Below are 21,869 nucleotides of genomic sequence, written 5' to 3'. Positions count from 1 at the left end.
TATTCCTTTCTTTTCAGAAAATGCTCGGTGTTATTTACCGAGCAATAGCAATTAATTATATCAATAAAAGAGTGAGACTGTTTAGCCTCGAGCTTCCATTATTGCTTTAGTAACATTTTGCGGTGCATCGGAGTACTTCAAAAACTCCATAGAGTATGAAGCACGACCCTGAGTCGCAGAGCGCAAATCGGTTGCATAACCGAACATTTCAGATAACGGTACTGTTGCATGCACAAGTTTAACACCTGCGATACCATCATCCATGCCTTCAATAAGACCACGACGACGGTTTAAGTCTCCAACCACATCACCCATATAATCTTCAGGTGTTGTGACTTCAACTTTCATACAAGGTTCAAGCAAGGCAGGGTCTGCTTCTAGAGCACCCTTTTTAAAGCCCATTGAACCGGCGACTTTAAAGGCCATTTCGTTCGAGTCCACATCATGATATGAACCATCAAACAGAGTAACCTTTATATCTAGAACAGGGAAGCCAGCTAATACGCCACTCTTCATCTGCTCTTGAATACCTTTATCTACTGCTGGGATGTATTCCTTAGGAACAGCACCACCAACAATCTCGCTGACAAATTCGTAACCAAAGCCCTCTTCTTGAGGTTCCAGCTTCAACCAAACATGACCGAATTGACCTCGACCACCTGATTGACGTACGAACTTACCTTCGACTTCCACGCTTGCGCGGATAGTCTCACGATATGCAACTTGAGGTTTACCTACATTACAGTCAACACCGAATTCGCGACGCATACGGTCTACGATGATATCTAAGTGTAGCTCACCCATACCAGAGATCAGTGTTTGACCTGATTCTTCATCAGTTTCAACACGGAACGACGGATCTTCAGCAGCTAACTTTTGTAGCGCCATCCCCATCTTATCCTGGTCAGCCTTGGTTCTTGGTTCAACGGCGATAGTAATTACAGGCTCTGGAAACTCCATACGCTCTAGAATTACTTTATGGTCGCTATCGCATAATGTATCGCCGGTAGTCACGTCTTTAAGACCAATAGCGGCAGCGATATCGCCAGCTCGCACTTCTTTGATCTCTTGACGGTCATTAGCGTGCATCTGCACCATACGACCAATACGTTCACGCTTTTGCTTAACAGAGTTATAAACGCCAGCACCTGTTTCCAATACACCTGAGTAAACACGCATAAAGGTTAAGGTACCCACGAATGGGTCTGTAGCAATCTTAAATGCCAATGCTGCGAAAGGCGCGTTATCGTCCGCTGGACGTTCGGTCTCTTTCTCATTCTCGTCAATGCCCCTGATTGCAGGAACTTCGACAGGTGATGGCAGAAAATCTACCACAGCATCGAGAACCGCTTGAACACCTTTGTTCTTGAAAGCAGAACCACAAGTTGCCAAAACGATTTCATTATTTAAAGTACGCTTACGTAACGCTTCCTTGATCTCAACTTCAGTCAACTCACCTTCTTCAAGGTACTTTTCCATCAGTTCGTCTGAAGCTTCCGCTGCACTTTCCACCAAGTATTCGCGCATCTCTGCTGCTTTATCGGCTAGTTCAGCTGGAATATCTTCATAATTGAAAGTCATTCCCTGATCTTCTTCAGACCAGTTAATTGCTTTCATCTTGATCAAATCAACTACACCTTTGAACTCTTCTTCTGCACCGATATTCATTTGAATAGGTACACAAGTCGCTCCAAGACGGTTACGGATCTGTTCGACTACGCTATCAAAGTCAGCGCCTGCACGGTCCATCTTATTGACGAAAACCATACGAGGCACGTGATACTTATCAGCCTGACGCCAAACAGTCTCAGATTGGGGTTCTACCCCAGATGAACCACAGAAAACGACAACAGCGCCATCTAGTACTCGTAGAGAACGTTCAACTTCAATAGTGAAGTCAACGTGACCAGGAGTATCAATGATGTTGATACGGTGTTCAGTAAACTGCGCTTCCATTCCGCGCCAGAAAGTAGTCGTTGCGGCTGAAGTGATGGTAATCCCACGCTCCTGCTCTTGCTCCATCCAATCCATAGTGGCTGCGCCATCATGAACTTCACCGATCTTATGAGACATACCGGTGTAGAAAAGAACACGTTCAGTTGTAGTGGTTTTACCAGCATCAACATGAGCGACAATACCGATATTACGATAACGCTCAATTGGGGTTGTACGAGCCACGATTTATACCCTCTTAGCTAAAACCTGAGTGTTAGCAATGCAAGTAAGGCGCAGGCAAAAGCCTGCGCCAAGATATTACCAGCGGTAATGAGCAAACGCTTTGTTTGCTTCTGCCATACGATGCACGTCTTCGCGCTTCTTAACAGCAGTACCTTTGTTTTCTGATGCGTCTAGCATTTCACCGGCTAGACGTAACGCCATAGATTTTTCACCACGCTTACGTGCAGCTTCAACCAACCAGCGCATCGCTAGTGCGTTACGACGCACTGGACGAACTTCACATGGTACCTGGTATGTAGAACCACCAACACGACGAGACTTAACCTCGACTGAAGGACGTACATTGTCCAGGGCTGCTTCAAGGATTACTAAATGATCTTCGCCTTTCTTTTCGAAAGCGGTATCTAGTGCCTTGTAAATAATTTTTTCTGCAGTCGACTTTTTGCCGTCCTGCATAATGACGTTGATGAACTTAGCCAGCAACTCACTGTTGAACTTTGGATCTGGTAGGATTTTACGTTGTCCTACAACGCGACGTCTTGGCATAACAATTTCTCCGTATGCTTCAGGGACCCCAAAACTGGAATCTCAATAAAAACTAGCTTGGCCTTACTTAACGGAAAACGTTAAGACTTAGGACGCTTAGCACCGTACTTTGAACGACCTTGACGACGTTCACTTACGCCAGCACAATCTAAAGCGCCACGTACAGTGTGGTAACGCACACCCGGTAAGTCTTTTACACGACCGCCACGGATTAGAATTACACTGTGTTCCTGCAGGTTGTGGCCTTCACCGCCGATGTACGAAGTAACTTCGAAACCGTTAGTAAGACGCACACGAGCTACTTTACGTAGTGCAGAGTTAGGTTTTTTTGGTGTGGTTGTGTATACGCGAGTACAAACACCACGTTTTTGTGGACACGCATTCAACGCAGGCACATTAGTCTTATCGACTTTTGGCGCGCGAGGCTTACGTACCAACTGGTTTACAGTTGCCATGTATAGCTCCGAATCAGTTGATTTAATCAACAGTAAGGTGTGAAAAATCTATATCCCACAGGTGTGGGACGCGAAATTTTAGAAGTGTATGGCGTGTGTGTCAAGAAATAGACAACTTTTAACCGATTTAAAGTAAAAAAAAGGCGCCAAAGGCGCCTTTTTTACAATCTATTTACTTTTCAGACTGAATTAATCAGAACTTCCAGCAAGATTTAGTAGATCAGCAAGGTTCTGCTCAGCTTCGCTTGCGCTAATTGCAGGTGCTTCTTGAGCAGCTGGTTTAGCAGCAGCTTCGGCACGCTTCTGGTGGTAAGAGTAACCCGTACCAGCAGGGATCAAACGACCCACAATAACGTTTTCTTTCAGACCGCGTAGCTTATCGCTCTTACCGCCAACAGCTGCTTCAGTAAGAACACGAGTGGTCTCCTGGAACGATGCTGCAGAGATGAACGATTCAGTCGCAAGAGACGCCTTGGTAATACCAAGAAGTTCACGCTCGAATGTCGCTGGCTGCTTACCTTGTGCTTCAAGTTCGCGGTTAGCGATCTTCACACGTGATACTTCAGCTTGCTCACCCGCTAGGAATTCACTATCACCAGCGTTAACGATCTCACACTTACGCAGCATCTGGCGAATAATCACCTCAATGTGCTTATCGTTGATCTTCACGCCCTGGAGACGGTAAACATCCTGTACTTCATTCACGATGTAGTTAGCCACATTGTGGATACCACGTAGACGTAGAATGTCGTGCGCAGCTTCTGCACCATCAGCAATAACTTCACCGCGTTCAACTTTTTCACCTTCGAACACGTTGAGGTTACGCCACTTAGGAATCATCTCTTCGTAATGATCGCCACCTTCAGCAGGAGTAATCACTAGACGACGCTTACCTTTGGTTTCTTTACCGAACGAGATAGTTCCCGATACTTCAGCAAGAATAGCAGGCTCTTTTGGCTTACGCGCTTCGAACAAGTCAGCAACGCGTGGTAGACCACCGGTAATATCGCGAGTCTTAGAAGATTCTTGAGGAATACGTGCTAATGCATCACCAACGTTAATTGGTGCGTTATCGTCAAGGTTCACAATCGCGTTGCCAGGCAAGAAGTATTGCGCTGGTACTTCAGTACCAGGAATCATCAAGTCGCCACCATCAGCAGCAACAAGACGGATCATAGGACGCATCTCTTTACCAGCTGTTGGACGTTGTGCAACATCTAATACTACGATAGATGAAAGACCCGTTAGTTCGTCTGTTTGACGTGTCATAGTGACACCTTCAATCATATCTACGAACTTAGTACTACCCGCCACTTCTGTGATAATCGGGTGAGTATGTGGATCCCAGTTAGCGATAATCTCGCCAGCTGCTACAGGTGCGTCTTCTAGTTTTTCTAGAACCGTACCGTAAGGAACCTTATAACGCTCTTTTTCACGACCTAGCTCATCGATGATGGCTAGCTCAGATGAACGAGAAACGATAACCAGCTTACCTTCGCTGTTCGTTACATGCTTAGCATTGTGCAGCTTAAGAGTACCCGCGTTCTTAACTTGAACGTTGTTCTCTGCTGACGCTCGAGATGCCGCACCACCAATGTGGAATGTACGCATCGTAAGCTGTGTACCTGGCTCACCAATAGACTGAGCAGCTACAACACCAATCGCTTCACCTTGGTTGATGATATGGCCACGAGCCAAATCACGACCGTAACAAGCAGCACACACACCGAAGTCTGTATCACAGCTAATTACTGAACGAACAATCATCTCATCAATAGAATTATCTTCTACAGTGTCACACCATGCTTCATCAAGCAGAGTGTTACGTGGGATAAGAACTTCTTCAGTACCAGGCTTGAGTACGTCTTGTGCAACCACACGACCAAGAACACGTTCACGCAACGGCTCAACAACATCACCACCTTCAATAAGCGGTTTCATTGTTAGACCTTCAAACGTGCCACAGTCTTCTTCAATCACAACTAAATCTTGTGCAACGTCTACTAGACGACGAGTCAGGTAACCAGAGTTAGCTGTCTTCAATGCCGTATCCGCAAGACCTTTACGCGCACCGTGAGTAGAAATAAAGTACTGAGATACGTTTAGACCTTCACGGAAGTTAGCGGTAATTGGTGTTTCGATGATTGAGCCATCTGGCTTAGCCATCAGACCACGCATACCTGCTAGCTGACGAATCTGTGCCGCACTACCACGAGCGCCAGAATCGGCCATCATGTAGATACTGTTGAAGGATTCTTGCTGCTCTTCTTCACCGTCACGGTTAATGACTGTTTCAGAAGACAAGTTGTCCATCATCGCTTTAGACACTTTTTCGTTCGCGCTTGCCCAGATATCGATGACCTTGATGTAACGCTCACCGGCTGTTACTAGACCTGATTGGAACTGCTCTTGAATTTCAAGAACTTCCGCTTCAGCTTCAGCAACTAGCGTGTATTTCTCATCTGGAATAACCATATCGTTGATACCAACAGAGGCACCAGACACAGTTGCAAAATTGAAACCGGTGTACATCAATTGGTCAGCAAAGATAACAGTATCTTTCAGACCTAGTTGACGGTAACAAGTGTTCAATAGCTTAGAGATCTGCTTCTTACCCATGTTCTGGTTAACCAGATCATAAGATAAGCCTTTAGGCAGGATCAATGACAGTAAAGCACGACCAACCGTAGTATCTACGATACGACGATTCTTAACTTTTTCGCCTGCTTCGTTAATTGTGGTTTCGGTAATACGAACCTTAACGCGAGCATGCAATTCGGCAGCACCAGTACGGTAAGCTTTTTCAGCTTCCGCAACTGATTCAAATGCCATGCCTTCACCCTTGCCGTTAATACGCTCACGACTCGTGTAGTAAAGACCCAATACAACGTCCTGAGATGGTGTAATCACCGGCTCGCCGTTTGCAGGCGAAAGGATGTTGTTGGTAGACATCATTAATGAACGTGCTTCTAGCTGAGCTTCCAGCGTTAGCGGCACGTGAACAGCCATTTGGTCACCATCGAAGTCGGCGTTGTATGCCGCACAAACCAATGGGTGAAGCTGAATCGCTTTACCTTCGATTAGTACTGGCTCAAATGCCTGGATACCTAGTCTGTGCAGTGTTGGCGCACGGTTAAGCATCACTGGGTGTTCACGAATAACATCGTCAAGAACATCCCATACTTCTGGTACTTCACGCTCAACCATCTTCTTAGCAGCTTTAATAGTTGTAGCTAAGCCACGACCTTCTAGCTTGCCATAGATGAATGGCTTAAATAGCTCAAGTGCCATCTTCTTAGGAAGACCACACTGATGTAAGCGAAGAGTTGGACCTACGGTAATAACCGAACGACCAGAGTAATCAACACGCTTACCTAGCAAGTTCTGACGGAAACGACCTTGCTTACCTTTGATCATATCGGCCAAAGATTTAAGCGGACGCTTGTTAGAACCCGTAATAGCACGACCACGACGACCGTTATCCAATAGCGCATCGACAGATTCTTGCAACATACGCTTTTCGTTACGTACGATGATATCTGGAGCAGCTAGGTCTAACAGACGCTTTAGACGGTTGTTACGGTTGATTACACGACGGTAAAGGTCGTTCAAATCAGACGTAGCAAAACGTCCGCCATCTAGTGGTACTAGAGGACGTAGATCAGGTGGCAGAACCGGCAGCACTTTAAGGATCATCCACTCAGGCTTGTTGCCTGATTGGAAAAATGCCTCAATAAGCTTAAGACGCTTAGTGATCTTCTTACGACGAGTCTCAGAATTGATAGATGGCAATTCTTCGCGCATCATTTCAATTTCTTTCTCAAGCTCGATAGCACGTAGCAATTCTAGAACTGCTTCAGCACCCATCTTAGCTTCGAATTCATCACCGTACTCTTCCAATGCATCCAGATAGTTTTCTTCTGTCAGCATTTGACCGCGCTCAAGACTGGTCATGCCAGGCTCGATTACGACGAAAGATTCGAAGTAAAGAACACGTTCGATATCACGAAGAGTCATGTCTAGCATCAAACCGATACGAGACGGCAGTGACTTCAAGAACCAGATATGTGCTACTGGGCTTGCAAGATCAATGTGACCCATACGCTCACGACGTACTTTAGTCTGTGTAACTTCAACGCCACACTTTTCACAGATCACACCACGGTGCTTAAGACGCTTATACTTACCGCATAAACATTCGTAATCTTTTACTGGACCAAAAATACGCGCACAGAACAGACCTTCACGTTCAGGTTTGAATGTACGGTAGTTAATGGTTTCTGGCTTCTTAACTTCACCAAAAGACCAAGAGCGGATCAAGTCAGGCGACGCTAGGCCAATCTTGATACCTTCAAATTCTTCAGTCTTGCTTTGCTGTTTCAGAAACTTTAATAAGTCTTTCACGTTTCTCTCCTGAAGGAGTTAAACCGGGTGCCCTGCACAATGCAGAGCACCAATTTCTTTGCCAATAGAGGCAGTAACCAAGTGTTACTTTTGATCCAACTCGATATTAATACCGAGTGAACGGATCTCTTTCAACAATACGTTGAAAGATTCAGGCATACCTGGTTGCATCTGATGGTTACCGTCAACGATGTTCTTATACATCTGAGTACGACCGTTCACATCATCCGACTTAACGGTTAGCATTTCCTGAAGGGTATATGCTGCACCGTAAGCTTCAAGTGCCCATACTTCCATCTCACCGAAACGCTGACCACCGAACTGTGCTTTACCACCCAATGGTTGCTGAGTAACAAGACTGTACGAACCGGTAGAACGGGCGTGCATCTTATCGTCAACCAAGTGGTTAAGCTTGAGCATGTACATGTAACCAACGGTTACTTGACGCTCAAATTCGTTACCAGTACGACCATCACACAGCGTTAGCTGTCCTGAAGTCGGTAGGCCTGCAAGAGCAAGCATCTGCTTGATCTCTTTCTCTTTGGCACCATCAAACGCAGGTGTAGCTGTTGGTACACCGCCTTTAAGGTTTTTAGCAAGACGCAGGACTTCATCATCAGTGAATGAATCGATATCGACGCGCTGTTGCACTTCGTCACCTAACTCATAAACTTCTTTGATGTAGCCGCGAAGTTCTGCCAATTCGCGCTGCTCTTCAAGCATCTCAGTAATACGATTACCGATACCTTTCGCTGCAGCACCCATATGAACTTCAAGTACCTGACCGATGTTCATACGTGACGGTACACCTAGTGGGTTCAATACGATATCCACTGGGTTACCTTTTTCATCATAAGGCATGTCTTCAACAGGACAAATCTTAGAGATTACACCCTTGTTACCATGACGACCCGCCATCTTATCACCAGGCTGGATAGTACGTTTAACTGCAAGGTAAACCTTAACAATCTTCAGTACGCCAGGTGCTAAATCATCACCTTGAGTGATCTTACGACGCTTAACTTCGAACTTCTTATCGAAATCGGCTTTTAGCTCTTCCGCTTGCTCAGCTAATTGCTCTAGCTCAGTTTGCTTACCTTCATCATCGATGGTTTGAACCAACAATTGTGAACGTGGAATAGCATCAAGTTGGGCTTCATCGAAACCAGCACCTAGTAATAGGTTGCGAGCACGACCAAGAACACCATCTTCAAGAATTTGGAACTCTTCAGTCAAATCCTTCTTCGCCTGAGCGATATGCATCTCTTCGATTTCAACAGCACGCTTATCTTTATCAACGCCGTCACGAGTAAATACTTGTACGTCGATGATAGTACCTTTAACAGAGTTAGGTACACGTAGTGAGCTATCTTTAACGTCAGATGCTTTTTCGCCGAAGATTGCACGGAGAAGCTTTTCCTCTGGAGTAAGCTGTGTTTCACCCTTAGGTGTCACTTTACCTACTAGGATGTCGCCACCCTTAACTTCTGCACCGATATAAACGATACCTGATTCATCTAGCTTAGAAAGCGCAGACTCACCAACGTTTGGAATATCAGCAGTGATCTCTTCGCTACCCAACTTAGTATCACGAGCGATACAAGAAAGCTCCTGAATGTGGATAGTCGTGAAGCGGTCTTCCTGAGCTACACGCTCAGAAATAAGGATTGAATCCTCAAAGTTGTAACCGTTCCAAGGCATGAACGCGATACGCATGTTCTGACCAAGAGCCAAATCACCTAAATCGGTAGATGGGCCATCGGCTAGTACGTCACCACGGACAACTGGATCGCCAACACTACAACAAGGACGCTGGTTAATACATGTGTTCTGGTTAGAACGTGTGTATTTAGTCAAGTTGTAAATATCGATACCAGCTTCGCCTGGAGTCAACTCAGCTTCGTCAACTTTTACTACGATGCGGCTTGCGTCAACATAGTCAACGTAACCACCACGCTTCGCAGCAACAACAACACCTGAGTCAACAGCAAGAGTACGCTCAATACCAGTACCAACTAGTGGCTTATCAGCCCTAAGTGTAGGTACGGCTTGACGTTGCATGTTTGCACCCATCAATGCACGGTTAGCATCATCGTGTTCTAGGAACGGAATTAGCGATGCCGCTACAGAAATAATCTGTTGTGGCGAAACGTCCATGTATTGGATGTCTGCTGCGCCCATAAAGGTAGAATCACCTTTATGACGACAAGCAATAAGCTCATCCATCATGCGACCGTTTTCGTCTAACTCAACGATAGCCTGTGCAATAACATAGCGACCTTCTTCGATTGCTGAAAGGTAATCGACCTCATCAGTAACCACACCATCAATAACCTTACGGTAAGGTGTTTCAAGGAAACCATAGTTGTTAGTACGAGCAAAGGTTGACAACGAGTTGATCAAACCAATGTTTGGACCTTCAGGAGTTTCGATTGGACATAGACGACCGTAGTGCGTCGGGTGTACATCTCGAACCTCAAAACCAGCACGTTCACGAGTCAAACCACCAGGGCCAAGCGCAGAAATACGACGCTTATGCGTCACTTCTGATAGCGGGTTGTTTTGATCCATGAATTGCGAAAGCTGTGAAGAGCCAAAGAATTCTTTAACTGCAGCAGAAATTGGCTTAGCGTTGATCAAGTCCTGAGGCATTAGCTCATTCAGATCACCTAGGCTTAAACGCTCACGTACGGCACGTTCTACACGAACTAGACCAACACGGAACTGGTTTTCAGCCATTTCACCAACACTACGGATACGACGGTTACCAAGGTGATCGATATCATCAACTTCGTCCAAACCATTACGGATGGCGATGATGTTCTTCATCACGGCAACGATATCTTCTTTAGAAAGGATACCCGTACCTTCGTCGTCATCAATACTTAGACGACGGTTGAACTTCATACGACCAACTTTAGAGAGATCGTAGCGTTCTTCGCTGAAGAAAAGGTTATTAAATAACGCTTCTGCAGCATCTTTGGTTGGTGGCTCGCCTGGACGCATCATACGGTAGATTTCAACAAGCGCTTCTAAGCGGTTAGTTGTAGAATCAATACGTAGAGTGTCAGAAATGTAAGCGCCGTTATCAAGTTCGTTGATATACAGAGTGCTTACTTCTTTGATGCCTGCCAATGAAAGCTTCGCAAGATCTTCTAGGCCGATTTCTGCGTTAGCAGAAACCAATACTTCACCGGTATCTGGATCAATGTAATCTTGACCAGAAATCTTGCCTGCAATGTACTCAACTGGTACTTCAAGCTCAGTGGTATTAGTCTTTTCAAGCTGACGAATATGACGCGCAGTGATACGACGTCCTTTCTCAACAAGAACAGTGCCATCAATATCTTTAATATCGTAACTTGCAGTTTCGCCACGTAGACGATCAGCAACGAGATCCATTACTAATGAATCTTGCTTGATCTTAAAGTTTACGCGATCGAAGAACAGGTCAAGAATATCTTGAGTCGAATAATCTAATGCGCGAAGAATGATCGATGCAGCCAGCTTACGACGGCGGTCAATACGAACAAACAATGCATCTTTAGGATCGAATTCAAAGTCTAACCAAGAACCACGGTAAGGAATAATACGTGCGTTATACAGCACCTTACCTGAAGAGTGGGTTTTACCACGGTCATGATCGAAGAATACGCCCGGGCTACGGTGTAGCTGAGATACGATAACACGCTCAGTACCATTAATTACAAAGGTACCGTTGTCAGTCATAAGAGGGATATCCCCCATATAAACTTCTTGTTCTTTAATGTCTTTTACAGTGCCAGGTGCTGCTTCACGGTCATAAAGAACCATACGCAATTTAACGCGTAGTGGTGCAGAATATGTAATACCGCGGATTTGACACTCTTTCACATCAAAAACTGGCTCGCCTAGTTTGTAGCTGACATATTGCAGCTCCGAATTACCAGAAAAGCTCTTGATGGGAAAAACGCTACGGAAAGCGGCTTCAAAACCACGCTCACCTGTAGGATCTTGATCGGTGAACTTCTTAAAAGAGTCCAACTGGATTGACAATAGGTAAGGGATGTCCAAAACTCGTGGACGTTTACCGAAGTCTTTGCGAATACGCTTCTTTTCAGAATAGGAGTAAACCATGGGTTTCCTCTGATTGCGAGATGTGACCAAGACTGAAACAATCATCATGATTGAAACAGCGCGTTTGCCCATCACCGTTGATAGCAAGAACCCAACCAGTAATCTCTGTTAGGAACTGCAAAATCTGGCGACAAACGGTGAAAAAAAAATCGCCTACGCTTACAGCGCAAAAAAGGCCGACGGTTAAAAAACCGCCAGCCTCCGCCCGATTACTCGGGTGGTAGTAAGTTAAAGTATAACTTACTTGATCTCTACTGCAGCACCAGCTGCTTCAAGATCAGTTTTTAGTGCTTCAGCTTCTTCTTTAGTGATAGCTTCTTTAACTGCTACTGGAGCAGATTCAGCCATACCTTTAGCTTCTTTCAGGCCAAGACCTGTAGCAGCGCGAAGTGCTTTAATAGTTGCAACTTTGTTGTCGCCGTGTGAAGTAAGAATTACGTCGAATTCTGTTTGCTCTTCAGCAGCGCCAGCGTCGCCGCCACCTGAAACAACTGCAGCTGCAGCAGATACGCCGAACTTCTCTTCCATTGCTTCGATTAGTTCAACAACTTCCATTACAGACATTTCTGCAAGGGCTTCTAAGATTTGGTCTTTAGTGATAGACATAACAAAAAATTCCTAATTGTACTGAATTCAATTTAATTAAGCGGCTAATAAAATTATTAAGCAGCTTCTTTCTGATCGCGTAGAGCGGCCAATGTACGAACCAACTTGCCAGCAGATGCTTCTTTTAGAGTCATCATGAACTGTGCTAGTGCTTCTTCGTATGTTGGTAGTTTTGCTAAACGATCAATATTATCTGCAGGGATTAATTCCCCTTCAAAGGCTGCTGCTTTGATTTCAAACTTCTCTTGTGACTTCGCGAAATCTTTAAGAAGACGCGCTGCTGCACCTGGGTGCTCATTAGAGAATGCAATCAAAGTAGGACCAGTGAACGTATCGCTTAGGCACTCAAAATCAGTACCAGCTACAGCGCGTTTTACTAGTGTATTACGTACAACTTTAACGTATACACCAGCTTCACGAGCTGCTTTACGAAGACCGGTCATATCACCTACAGTTACACCGCGTGAATCGGCAACAACTGCAGATAAAGCACCTTTGGCAGCTTCGGCGACTTCAGCAACAATCGCTTTTTTGTCTTCGAGTCCTAATGCCATTGGCTTTACTCCTGGATTCTATCTAGGGAAATTCCCTAGCAATTACCATGCTAAACATCTAATGATGTTTAGCGACTTACGGCGCGAAAAGATCCAGCAGAATAAAATCTATCTGGGGTCCGACACCGTCTACGTAGGAAATTAAGATGGTTACTTGAACCAACACCTACGGTCTTGGACGGAGGCCAATCATTAACCTAAAAGATTAAATCATAACCTCAACCCTACAAAGTGCGCGCATTATAGACTAATGCGCGAGCTTTGTAAATTTACTTACCGTCGTCCAGAGTACTCTGGTCAACTGCAACACCTGCACCCATAGTGGTAGAGATGCTTACTTTCTTAAGGAAAACACCTTTAGCAGCAGCTGGCTTGGCTTTTTTAAGAGCAACAAGTAGAGCTTCTAAGTTTTCTTTAAGTTGAGCTGTTTCAAAATCCACTTTACCGATAGTAGTGTGGATGATGCCGTTCTTGTCGTTACGGTAACGAACTTGACCAGCTTTAGCGTTCTTAACTGCTTCAGCAACGTTTGGCGTTACTGTACCAGTTTTAGGGTTAGGCATTAGACCACGTGGGCCTAAGATTTGACCTAACTGACCAACAACGCGCATAGCATCTGGAGATGCGATAACTACGTCAAAGTTCATTTCGCCAGCTTTAACTTGTGCAGCAAGCTCGTCCATACCGACTAGCTCAGCACCAGCTGCAGTAGCAGCTTCAGCGTTAGCGCCTTGAGTGAATACAGCTACACGTACTTCACGACCAGTACCGTGTGGTAGCACTGTTGCGCCACGAACGTTTTGGTCAGATTTACGTGGATCAACACCAAGGTTTACAGCAACGTCAACACTTTCAACGAACTTAGCTGTTGCTAGTTCTTTTAGTAGTGCTACGGCTTCATTGATGTCGTAGTTCTTAGTCACTTCAACTTTTTCGCGGATCAAACGAGCGCGTTTAGTTAGCTTTGCCATTATATTAGTCCTCTACTACCAAACCCATTGAACGCGCAGTACCTTCAATAGAGCGCATCATAGCGTCCATATCAGCACCAGTCATATCAGCGGCTTTAGTCTCAGCAATTTCCTGGACAGCGCTACGCTTGATAGTTCCCACTTTGTCAGTGTTAGGACGGCCAGAACCAGACTTCAGACCAGCTGCTTTTAGCAGTAGGAAAGATGCAGGTGGCGTCTTAGTTTCAAAAGTGAAAGAGCGATCAGTGTAAACAGTGATAACTACAGGAATTGGCATACCTTTGTCGAACTTTTCAGTACGAGCGTTGAATGCTTTACAGAATTCCATGATGTTAACACCTTTCTGACCCAATGCAGGGCCAACTGGTGGCGACGGGTTTGCAGCACCGGCTGCTACTTGTAGTTTGATGTAACCATCAACTTTCTTTGCCATGAGACATTTCCTCAAGTTTGGGTTCAAACGCCATCAACACTATGCTGAAAAGCTCCCCGAAAAATATGGGTGCGAATTATATATAAATTCGCACCCATTTCCAATCAGTATTTGCGCTTTATTTAATCAGCTTTTTTCAATCTGACTAAAATCAAGTTCTACTGGTGTTGAGCGACCGAAGATCATGACAGAAACCTTAACGCGGTTTTTCTCATAATCAACTTCTTCAACAGTACCGTTAAAGTCAGCAAAAGGTCCGTCAGTAACACGAACAACTTCGCCTGGCTCAAACATAACGCGATGCGTTGGAGACTCAGTAGTGTCTTGTAGACGCTGAAGAATAGCATCAGCTTCTTTATCTGAAATAGGGGCTGGACGATCTGATGTGCCACCAATGAAACCCATCACACGAGGGATGCTTTTCACTAAATGCCAGCTCTCGTCATTCATCTCCATCTGGACTAATACATAGCCAGGGAAGAATTTGCGTTCGCTCTTACGACGTTGGCCCGCACGCATTTCAACAACTTCCTCAGTAGGTACTAAAACCTCACCGAAGTAATCTTCCATGCTGTGCATTTTGATATGTTCATTCAAAGATTTACAAACGCGGCCTTCATAGCCTGAAAACGCTTGTACTACATACCATCTTTTTTTAGCTTCAGTTGCTTCAGTCATTCGAGATGCCTATACGCCTGTAATAAAATTAACAATTCTAAGCAATACTGCGTCCATACCCCATAGGATTAATCCTAAAACGGCTGTTGCAGCTAATACAATAAAAGTTGTATTAAGTGCTTCTTGACGCGTAGGCCATACCACTTTACGAACTTCAATCTGTGCTTCACGAGCAAACGTTAACGCTTGCTTGCCTTTTTCTGTTTGCGACGCAATAAGACCAGCAATAGCAAAGGCGATTACAACACCGAAAGCGCGCGCAACAACACTTGCTTCAGCGAAATAATGATTGCCAATAATAGCGGCAGCCAAGAAGATTACGACTAGGCCCCACTTTACGATATCCAGAGAGTTACCCTGGCTTTCAGTATTTGTTGTCATCGGTTAATTCCGTTACTCACTACGTTCTGAGATTATAAATACTACAAAAATAGCATTTTGCTCAGTAAAAAATCAGCCAGACTCAAGTCTAAACTGACGACTGCTCAACACACTCACTAAAAAAGTATATCCAGCGAGTCAAAAATCGGCCATAGATTGTATTCTTATTCCGCGTAATTGGCAAGAATACAAAGCTAAGCTTAGTGAACAAAATCAGTATTAGCTTTCGATTAAAATCAAAAAAGGCAGCCTAAGCTGCCTTTTTCAGTATTGCGTTAAGATTAGTCGCTATTAAGCAACGATCTCTGCAACAACACCAGCACCAACTGTACGTCCACCTTCACGGATTGCGAAGCGTAAACCTTCGTCCATCGCGATTGGGCAGATTAGTGTTACTGTCATAGCAACGTTGTCACCAGGCATTACCATCTCTACGCCTTCTGGCAATTCGATAGTACCGGTTACGTCAGTTGTACGGAAGTAGAACTGTGGACGGTAGCCTTTGAAGAATGGAGTATGACGTCCACCTTCTTCTTTAGACAGAACGTAGATTTCTGACTTGAAAGTTGTATGTGGAGTGATTGAACCAGGAGCAGCAAGAACCTGACCACGCTCAACATCTTCACGCTTAGTACCACGTAGAAGAACACCACAGTTCTCGCCAGCACGACCTTCGTCAAGAAGCTTACGGAACATTTCAACACCAGTACAAGTAGTCTTAGTTGTATCTTTGATACCAACGATTTCTACTTCTTCACCAACTTTGATGATACCGCGCTCTACACGACCAGTTACAACTGTACCACGGCCTGAGATTGAGAATACATCTTCAATTGGAAGAATGAACGCACCATCGATAGCACGCTCTGGCTCTGGAATGTAAGTATCTAGAGCTTCAGCAAGCTCAAGGATCTTAGCTTCCCACTCTGGCTCGCCTTCAAGGGCTTTAAGCGCAGAACCTTGGATAACTGGTAAGTCATCACCTGGGAAGTCATATTCAGAAAGAAGTTCACGAACTTCCATTTCTACAAGCTCAAGAAGCTCTTCGTCATCTACCATGTCACACTTGTTCATGAATACGATGATGAATGGTACGCCAACCTGACGTGAAAGCAGGATGTGCTCACGTGTTTGTGGCATTGGACCATCTGTAGAAGCAACTACTAGAATCGCGCCATCCATTTGAGCAGCACCAGTAATCATGTTTTTAACATAATCGGCGTGACCAGGACAATCTACGTGTGCGTAGTGACGTGCAGGTGTGTCATATTCGATGTGAGAGGTATTAATTGTAATACCACGCTCGCGCTCTTCAGGAGCGTTATCGATTTGTGCGAAATCTTTAACTTCACCACCGTATGTTTTAGTCAAAACAGCAGAGATAGCAGCAGTTAGCGTTGTTTTACCATGGTCGACGTGTCCAATGGTACCAACGTTAACATGCGGTTTACTACGTTCAAATTTTTCTTTAGCCATGGTATTGCCCCAATCCAAAGTACTGGTGATGAAACTGCATATAGCAAAAAATCCGATACATAAATGTCATCGAATCAGTTAGTAAGATAGTTGAGGTATATAAGAAGCAGGAGGCGTGCTGACAGGTAGTCTTAAACTGGAAAAAGCACTCGTTATCGAGTGCTTTCTACTGATTAAGTATTATCAGCAAGAATTTGGAGCGGATGGCGGGAATCGAACCCGCGTTATCAGCTTGGAAGGCTGGAGTAATACCATTATACGACATCCGCGCAACCTACTTCAGGTTACCTAACTACCTAGAAAATGGTGGAGGGAGAAGGATTCGAACCTTCGAAGGCTGAGCCGTCAGATTTACAATCTGATCCCTTTGGCCACTCGGGAACCCCTCCAGGGAAATGGTGCCGGCACCAAGAGTCGAACTCGGGACCTACTGATTACAAGTCAGTTGCTCTACCAACTGAGCTATGCCGGCGTGTCATTTCGGTAGCGGATATTATGGAAATGTGAGCACAAGTGCAATAGGAAAATCGTTTTTTTTATAAAAAAAAGCTCAAACGGCGTTTTTTTATGCTCACTTTAGCCATAACGGATACTTTTACAGCGATTAATCTCAATTACCTAGCATTGTCTGTTCGTCTAATCCCGTAGCGGTTGTCGATAATAAATTCATAGTGTAATGTGCCCTCCTCAATGGAGAACTTCGCAATGACGCAAACCAATCAAATTCATAATGCACTCTACTTACCTTTTCAGCGCGAGCAATGGGCTGAATTAAGAGAATCTGTGCCATTAACACTCAGTGAAAATGATCTGGCTGACCTGCGCGGTATAAACGAAAAAATATCATTATCCGAAGTTACCGATATTTATTTACCTTTAAGCCGGCTTTTGAACCTAAATGTAGGCGCAAAACAGAAGCGCGGGTTAGCACTCAATGAATTCCTTGGCCGCGTTCCCCCCAAAAGACCTTATATTATCAGTATTGCAGGTAGTGTGGCGGTAGGTAAAAGTACTACCGCACGTATCTTGCAAGCATTATTGAGTCATTGGCCAGAGCATCCTAAAGTAGATCTGATTACCACAGATGGATTCTTACACCCACTTGCAGAGCTTAAACGTCGTGGGTTAATGCAACGTAAGGGCTTCCCTGAAAGCTATGATATGAAAGGCTTAGTTGACTTTATTTCTGCGATAAAAGCGGGAGAAGCTGCGGTGAGCGCACCAATATACTCACACATTACCTATGACCGGGTGCCCGACCAATATCAGTGGATCCGTCAACCTGATATCCTCATCATCGAGGGCTTAAACGTACTGCAAACAGGACAAGACTCAGCGGTCGATACTAAGCGACCATTTGTATCTGATTTTGTGGATTTTAGTATCTATGTCGACGCAGAAGAAGAGTTATTGAAAAAGTGGTACATCGAGCGTTTTTTACAATTTAGAACCGGCGCGTTTAGCGAAGAAAGTTCCTACTTCCATCATTACTCTCAGCTAACAGATAATGAAGCTACTGGCATTGCATCAAAAATCTGGGACAGCATCAATGGGCCAAACTTAACCCTAAATATCCAACCAACCCGAGAACGTGCCCACCTTATCTTGCAAAAAGGACAAGATCACCTCATGGATCAAGTCCTTCTAAGAAAGTGATATAGATTAATCAGCCTTACGTAGGCTGATCTCACCGCCAATAAAACTTTTTATACCATCGGCAGTTTCTAACACCACAGCTCCTTGCTTATCAATACCTCTGCAAATGCCATGAACCTCATCGGTTCCAATGAGCAATTTAATCTGTTGACCAATAAACAGATCTGCAGCCTCCCAACGCTGTTGAAAAGGTGAAAGTCCCTCATTCTGGAACACGCACAAATCTTGTTGTAGCTGGCGCTGCAATAGCGCTAATAATTCAGTCTTACTTGGCATCTTTGTCAGCGATGTCATATCACTCCATGGCTGATCGATTGATTTACCATGCTGCTCACTCATCGCCATGTTTAGGCCGACGCCAATTACAAGGTTGCACTCACTATCGGTTTGCCCTGTCATTTCGATCAGCACACCCGCTAGCTTCTTACCACCCAAGTAGATATCATTTGGCCACTTAACACCCACATCTGCGACTTCTAGCTCTTCAAGTACCGAAACTATTGAGCACGCTACGACTAAACTTAACCCCATAGCTTGCGCCATGCCTTGCGGGAACTGCCAGTACATAGAAAAATACAGGTGACATCCATAAGGCGACACCCAAGTGCGCCCTCTTCTACCACGCCCTGCGGATTGGTATTCGGCAACACAAATATCACCGGAATCGAGCTCTTCGGCATGCTTCAATATAAAAGCATTAGTACTCGGGATCTCATCAAAATAGAAGCAACGTTGACTGATTGCACTTTTCAAAGTACTTTCATCAACTAAAGACAGTGGATTGCTCAGCTTATAGCCTTTTCCTTTTACGCAGTAAATATCTACACCATAATCTTCTAGAGCAGAGATATGATTAGCGATTGCGGTTCTCGACACACCGAGTTTCTCAGCTAAGGCTTCACCAGATACAAAGTGCCCACTCGATAACTCTCCTAATATCCCTCGCTTACGACTCCACTGTTCTGCCATGCTATAAGCTCCTTTCTCCGGTTGCTGCTATCATTCTAGGCTCAGGTTGTAATCTAATACCAAATTGCTTATCAATACAATCAACAACATGTCGCGCCAAGTTCAAAACATCTTCGCTGGTAGCGCTGTTTTTGTTAATTAGCACAAGTGCTTGGTCAGCGTGCACAGCGGCTCCTCCGACTTGGAAGCCCTTTAGGCCTGCAGCTTCAATAAGCCAGCCCGCTGCGACTTTAGTTTTGCCCGCGTCTTGAGGGTAACCAACTATATTCGGAAATTTGGTGGTTAGCGAAAGATATAGTTCATTTGATATAACAGGGTTTTTAAAAAAGCTGCCAGCATTGCCAACTTTTGCCGGATCAGGGAGTTTACTCATTCTGGTGGCACAGATGCATTCAAAAACATCCTTTGGAGTCACGGCAGGATCTTTTAGCGCCCTAAGCGGTCCATAATCCAGTTTAGGTTGCCAAATTTTGGGTACTTTAAAGCCTACTTTTGTTATAAGCGCTCTACCTAGCAATTGCTGTTTAAAAATAGATTCTCTGTAGCTAAAGTTACACTCATTGGCACTTAAGCGAATGTGCTTACCAGTCGACAAGTCACAATATTCAACCCATTCACAGATGTCCTTTATCTCGACACCATATGCGCCGATATTTTGAATCGGAGCAGCACCAACCTTACCAGGAATAAGTGCAAGATTTTCAAAGCCTGCAATTCCCTGTGACAGGCAAAAGCATACAAGCTCATGCCAATCCTCACCGGCCTCCACAGAAAGAAGGTGATAACTCTCAGTCGAGGACACTTCGATCCCTTTAGTTTCAACCACAACAACAGTACCCGCGAAGTCATCACATAAAATAATGTTGCTACCACCACCAAGGATCAGCATCGGCTGATTAGAGGCATATAACTCTATGCAAATAGAGCACAGCTCTTCGGTAGTTTTAGCATTCATCAATGCGCGACACTTATGTTCGAGCCCAAATGTATTATGCGATTTCAATGAAAAGTTGTCGGTCACAGAGGCAATCTTATAGATCAGAGATAATGCTGCATTGTAGCGCAAACAGGAAAATCTCAGTAGCCCTCTCTATTGATTTAGACATGCTCACTCCACAGGATTAAAACGAGTAGCAAAGAATTAGAGATAACCCATGCCTAACCATATGCCAATTAGCAGAACGATCCGTTTTGCAATACTGATTATTTACGTCTTTCAGAAAGGTATAGTTAACGATTTGAACTCAGATAATTCAAACTGAGCCCTAGCAAAAACATGTTCGAGAAAATAGCTGCAATAAAAACTAAAATTGATTAAAAGCAATAGACTAGCCCAGATCAAAGCTATCAACAACATTGAAAAATAGTATCTACATATTGCTGTTTCAGCTCATGAAAGATTGAACCTAAATGGAGTGAATAGAAGGGAGATAGAGTTCGGTTAAAGCAACAACAAAACTTTCTATGTTTGTTTTGCTGAATTAAAAATATTCCAAACTCATAAGCAAGCTAACTAAACCGATTACTTTTCCTTCCACAACAAAAAAAGCCTCTACGCGCTTTCAACTAAAAGCAAGGAGGCTTCCATGTTTGTGCTTTTTAATCCTAGTAGAGTCAGCCTAATACACTTAGCGACTGACAATCAAAGCTATTGAGCGCTTAGCTTTTTATTTCTCACAACGAAAAAAGCCTCTACGCGCTTTCAACTAAAAGCAGAGAGGCTTTCATGTTTATGCTTTCGGATCCTAGCAGAGTCAGCCTAATAACCCACTGCGACTGACAATCAAAGCGATTGAGCACTTAGCTTTTTATTTATCACAACGCAAAAAGCCTCTACGCGCTTTCAACTAAAAGCAGGGAGGCTTTCATGTTTGTGCTTCCGGCTCCTAGTAGATTCAGCCTAATACACTTAGCGACTGACAATCAAAGCGATTAAGTATTTAGCTTTTTATTTCTCACAACGCAAAAAGCCTCTACACGCTTTCAACTAAAAGCAGAGAGGCTTTCATGTTTGTGCTTTCTAATCCAAGTAGATTCAGCCTAATACACTTAGCGACGGACAATCAAAGCAATTGAGCACTTAGCTTTTTATTTATCACAACGAAAAAAGCCTCTACATTACTGTAGAGGCTTTCGTCTTTATGTTGGCGGAACGGACGAGACTCGAACTCGCGACCCCCGGCGTGACAGGCCGGTATTCTAACCAACTGAACTACCGCTCCTTTAGCAAATTGCCGAAGCATTTCACTAAATTCTTTTAAGTCACTAGCTTGTCAGGGCTAGGAGACTCGCTTTTCTCTTTAATAGGAGATAAAGCTAATTAGGCGCCTGGAAATGACCTACTCTCACATGGGGAAACCCCACACTACCATCGGCGATACTGTGTTTCACTTCTGAGTTCGGAATGGGATCAGGTGGGACCACAGCTCTATGGTTTCCAGACAAA

At 44.4% G+C, this 21,869-nt stretch carries 15 protein-coding genes, 4 tRNA genes and 1 rRNA gene; 1 reads left to right on the top strand and 19 read right to left on the bottom strand.

Translation table 11 applies throughout. The features are described 5' to 3' along the window. Positions 1 to 81: 81 nt before the first annotated feature. The 15 genes from fusA to K5R16_RS19180 all read right to left on the bottom strand — a co-directional run bounded on the left by fusA (position 82) and on the right by K5R16_RS19180 (position 17,270). Entirely contained in the window at positions 82 to 2,178 is a 2,097-nt protein-coding gene (gene fusA / locus K5R16_RS19250; protein ID WP_220739644.1) for an elongation factor G, read from the bottom strand. Between the two features lie 75 nt (positions 2,179 to 2,253). Further along, positions 2,254 to 2,724: a 30S ribosomal protein S7 gene (gene rpsG / locus K5R16_RS19245; RefSeq protein WP_202287039.1), complete on the bottom strand. Its 471-nt coding sequence runs from the start codon at positions 2,722 to 2,724 to the stop codon at positions 2,254 to 2,256. A gap of 80 nt (positions 2,725 to 2,804) precedes the next feature. Continuing rightward, positions 2,805 to 3,179, bottom strand: a complete 375-nt coding sequence (rpsL, locus tag K5R16_RS19240) for a 30S ribosomal protein S12 (RefSeq protein WP_012327264.1) — start codon at positions 3,177 to 3,179, stop codon at positions 2,805 to 2,807. A 189-nt stretch (positions 3,180 to 3,368) separates the two neighbouring features. Next, positions 3,369 to 7,583 (bottom strand): DNA-directed RNA polymerase subunit beta', encoded by a 4,215-nt coding sequence (rpoC, locus tag K5R16_RS19235; protein WP_220739642.1) that lies wholly within the window; start codon positions 7,581 to 7,583, stop codon positions 3,369 to 3,371. A gap of 84 nt (positions 7,584 to 7,667) precedes the next feature. After that, positions 7,668 to 11,699, bottom strand: coding sequence for a DNA-directed RNA polymerase subunit beta (rpoB, locus tag K5R16_RS19230; protein ID WP_220739640.1), 4,032 nt, complete (start codon positions 11,697 to 11,699; stop codon positions 7,668 to 7,670). A gap of 240 nt (positions 11,700 to 11,939) precedes the next feature. Then, a complete protein-coding gene (rplL, locus tag K5R16_RS19225; RefSeq protein ID WP_220739638.1) occupies positions 11,940 to 12,305 on the bottom strand; it encodes a 50S ribosomal protein L7/L12 in 366 nt (121 codons plus the stop codon). A gap of 56 nt (positions 12,306 to 12,361) precedes the next feature. Beyond that, positions 12,362 to 12,859 carry a 50S ribosomal protein L10 gene (gene rplJ, locus K5R16_RS19220; protein ID WP_220739636.1) on the bottom strand — a complete coding sequence of 166 codons (498 nt, stop codon included), beginning with the start codon at positions 12,857 to 12,859 and terminating at the stop codon, positions 12,362 to 12,364. 269 nt (positions 12,860 to 13,128) lie between these two features. Then, entirely contained in the window at positions 13,129 to 13,830 is a 702-nt protein-coding gene (rplA, locus tag K5R16_RS19215) for a 50S ribosomal protein L1 (RefSeq protein ID WP_220739634.1), read from the bottom strand. A gap of 4 nt (positions 13,831 to 13,834) precedes the next feature. Next, positions 13,835 to 14,263: a 50S ribosomal protein L11 gene (rplK, locus tag K5R16_RS19210; RefSeq protein WP_020912128.1), complete on the bottom strand. Its 429-nt coding sequence runs from the start codon at positions 14,261 to 14,263 to the stop codon at positions 13,835 to 13,837. Positions 14,264 to 14,389: 126 nt separating this feature from the next. Then, complete coding sequence (gene nusG, locus K5R16_RS19205; RefSeq protein WP_220739633.1) at positions 14,390 to 14,941, bottom strand: transcription termination/antitermination protein NusG; 552 nt, start codon at positions 14,939 to 14,941, stop codon at positions 14,390 to 14,392. Between the two features lie 9 nt (positions 14,942 to 14,950). Beyond that, positions 14,951 to 15,322 (bottom strand): preprotein translocase subunit SecE, encoded by a 372-nt coding sequence (secE, locus tag K5R16_RS19200; protein WP_220739631.1) that lies wholly within the window; start codon positions 15,320 to 15,322, stop codon positions 14,951 to 14,953. A 291-nt stretch (positions 15,323 to 15,613) separates the two neighbouring features. Next, entirely contained in the window at positions 15,614 to 16,798 is a 1,185-nt protein-coding gene (gene tuf, locus K5R16_RS19195) for an elongation factor Tu (protein WP_220739629.1), read from the bottom strand. Positions 16,799 to 16,993: 195 nt separating this feature from the next. Further along, positions 16,994 to 17,067, bottom strand: a tRNA-Gly gene (locus K5R16_RS19190). A 35-nt stretch (positions 17,068 to 17,102) separates the two neighbouring features. Then, a tRNA-Tyr gene (locus K5R16_RS19185) sits at positions 17,103 to 17,187 on the bottom strand. 7 nt (positions 17,188 to 17,194) lie between these two features. Then, a tRNA-Thr gene (locus tag K5R16_RS19180) sits at positions 17,195 to 17,270 on the bottom strand. A gap of 233 nt (positions 17,271 to 17,503) precedes the next feature. Here K5R16_RS19180 and coaA point away from each other — a divergent pair. Continuing rightward, a complete protein-coding gene (coaA, locus tag K5R16_RS19175; RefSeq protein WP_220739627.1) occupies positions 17,504 to 18,454 on the top strand; it encodes a type I pantothenate kinase in 951 nt (316 codons plus the stop codon). Between the two features lie 6 nt (positions 18,455 to 18,460). Here coaA and birA read toward each other — a convergent pair whose 3' ends face one another. The 4 genes from birA to rrf all read right to left on the bottom strand — a co-directional run bounded on the left by birA (position 18,461) and on the right by rrf (position 21,865). After that, positions 18,461 to 19,423 carry a bifunctional biotin--[acetyl-CoA-carboxylase] ligase/biotin operon repressor BirA gene (gene birA, locus K5R16_RS19170; RefSeq protein ID WP_220739625.1) on the bottom strand — a complete coding sequence of 321 codons (963 nt, stop codon included), beginning with the start codon at positions 19,421 to 19,423 and terminating at the stop codon, positions 18,461 to 18,463. Between the two features lies 1 nt (position 19,424). After that, entirely contained in the window at positions 19,425 to 20,444 is a 1,020-nt protein-coding gene (gene murB, locus K5R16_RS19165) for a UDP-N-acetylmuramate dehydrogenase (RefSeq protein ID WP_220739623.1), read from the bottom strand. 1,124 nt (positions 20,445 to 21,568) lie between these two features. Further along, positions 21,569 to 21,645 (bottom strand) — tRNA-Asp (locus K5R16_RS19160). A gap of 104 nt (positions 21,646 to 21,749) precedes the next feature. Then, a 5S ribosomal RNA gene (rrf, locus tag K5R16_RS19155) occupies positions 21,750 to 21,865 on the bottom strand. Positions 21,866 to 21,869: the final 4 nt, after the last annotated feature.

The sequence above is a fragment of the Shewanella sp. c952 genome (genome assembly GCF_019654975.1).
GTDB lineage: Bacteria > Pseudomonadota > Gammaproteobacteria > Enterobacterales > Shewanellaceae > Shewanella.
Note: the sequence above shows the minus strand (reverse complement) of the source record. Positions and strands in the feature narration are given on the sequence as shown.

Excerpts from the sequence above, each read along its gene's own strand:
- rplA (WP_220739634.1), bottom strand. The coding sequence starts at position 13,830 with ATGGCAAAGCTAACTAAACGCGCTCGTTTGATCCGCGAAAAAGTTGAA.
- coaA (WP_220739627.1), top strand. The coding sequence starts at position 17,504 with ATGACGCAAACCAATCAAATTCATAATGCACTCTACTTACCTTTTCAG.
- birA (WP_220739625.1), bottom strand. The coding sequence starts at position 19,423 with ATGGCAGAACAGTGGAGTCGTAAGCGAGGGATATTAGGAGAGTTATCG.
- rplL (WP_220739638.1), bottom strand. The coding sequence starts at position 12,305 with ATGTCTATCACTAAAGACCAAATCTTAGAAGCCCTTGCAGAAATGTCT.
- rpoB (WP_220739640.1), bottom strand. The coding sequence starts at position 11,699 with ATGGTTTACTCCTATTCTGAAAAGAAGCGTATTCGCAAAGACTTCGGT.
- secE (WP_220739631.1), bottom strand. The coding sequence starts at position 15,322 with ATGACAACAAATACTGAAAGCCAGGGTAACTCTCTGGATATCGTAAAG.
- rpsG (WP_202287039.1), bottom strand. The coding sequence starts at position 2,724 with ATGCCAAGACGTCGCGTTGTAGGACAACGTAAAATCCTACCAGATCCA.
- rplJ (WP_220739636.1), bottom strand. The coding sequence starts at position 12,859 with ATGGCATTAGGACTCGAAGACAAAAAAGCGATTGTTGCTGAAGTCGCC.
- rpsL (WP_012327264.1), bottom strand. The coding sequence starts at position 3,179 with ATGGCAACTGTAAACCAGTTGGTACGTAAGCCTCGCGCGCCAAAAGTC.
- nusG (WP_220739633.1), bottom strand. The coding sequence starts at position 14,941 with ATGACTGAAGCAACTGAAGCTAAAAAAAGATGGTATGTAGTACAAGCG.
- tuf (WP_220739629.1), bottom strand. The coding sequence starts at position 16,798 with ATGGCTAAAGAAAAATTTGAACGTAGTAAACCGCATGTTAACGTTGGT.
- rplK (WP_020912128.1), bottom strand. The coding sequence starts at position 14,263 with ATGGCAAAGAAAGTTGATGGTTACATCAAACTACAAGTAGCAGCCGGT.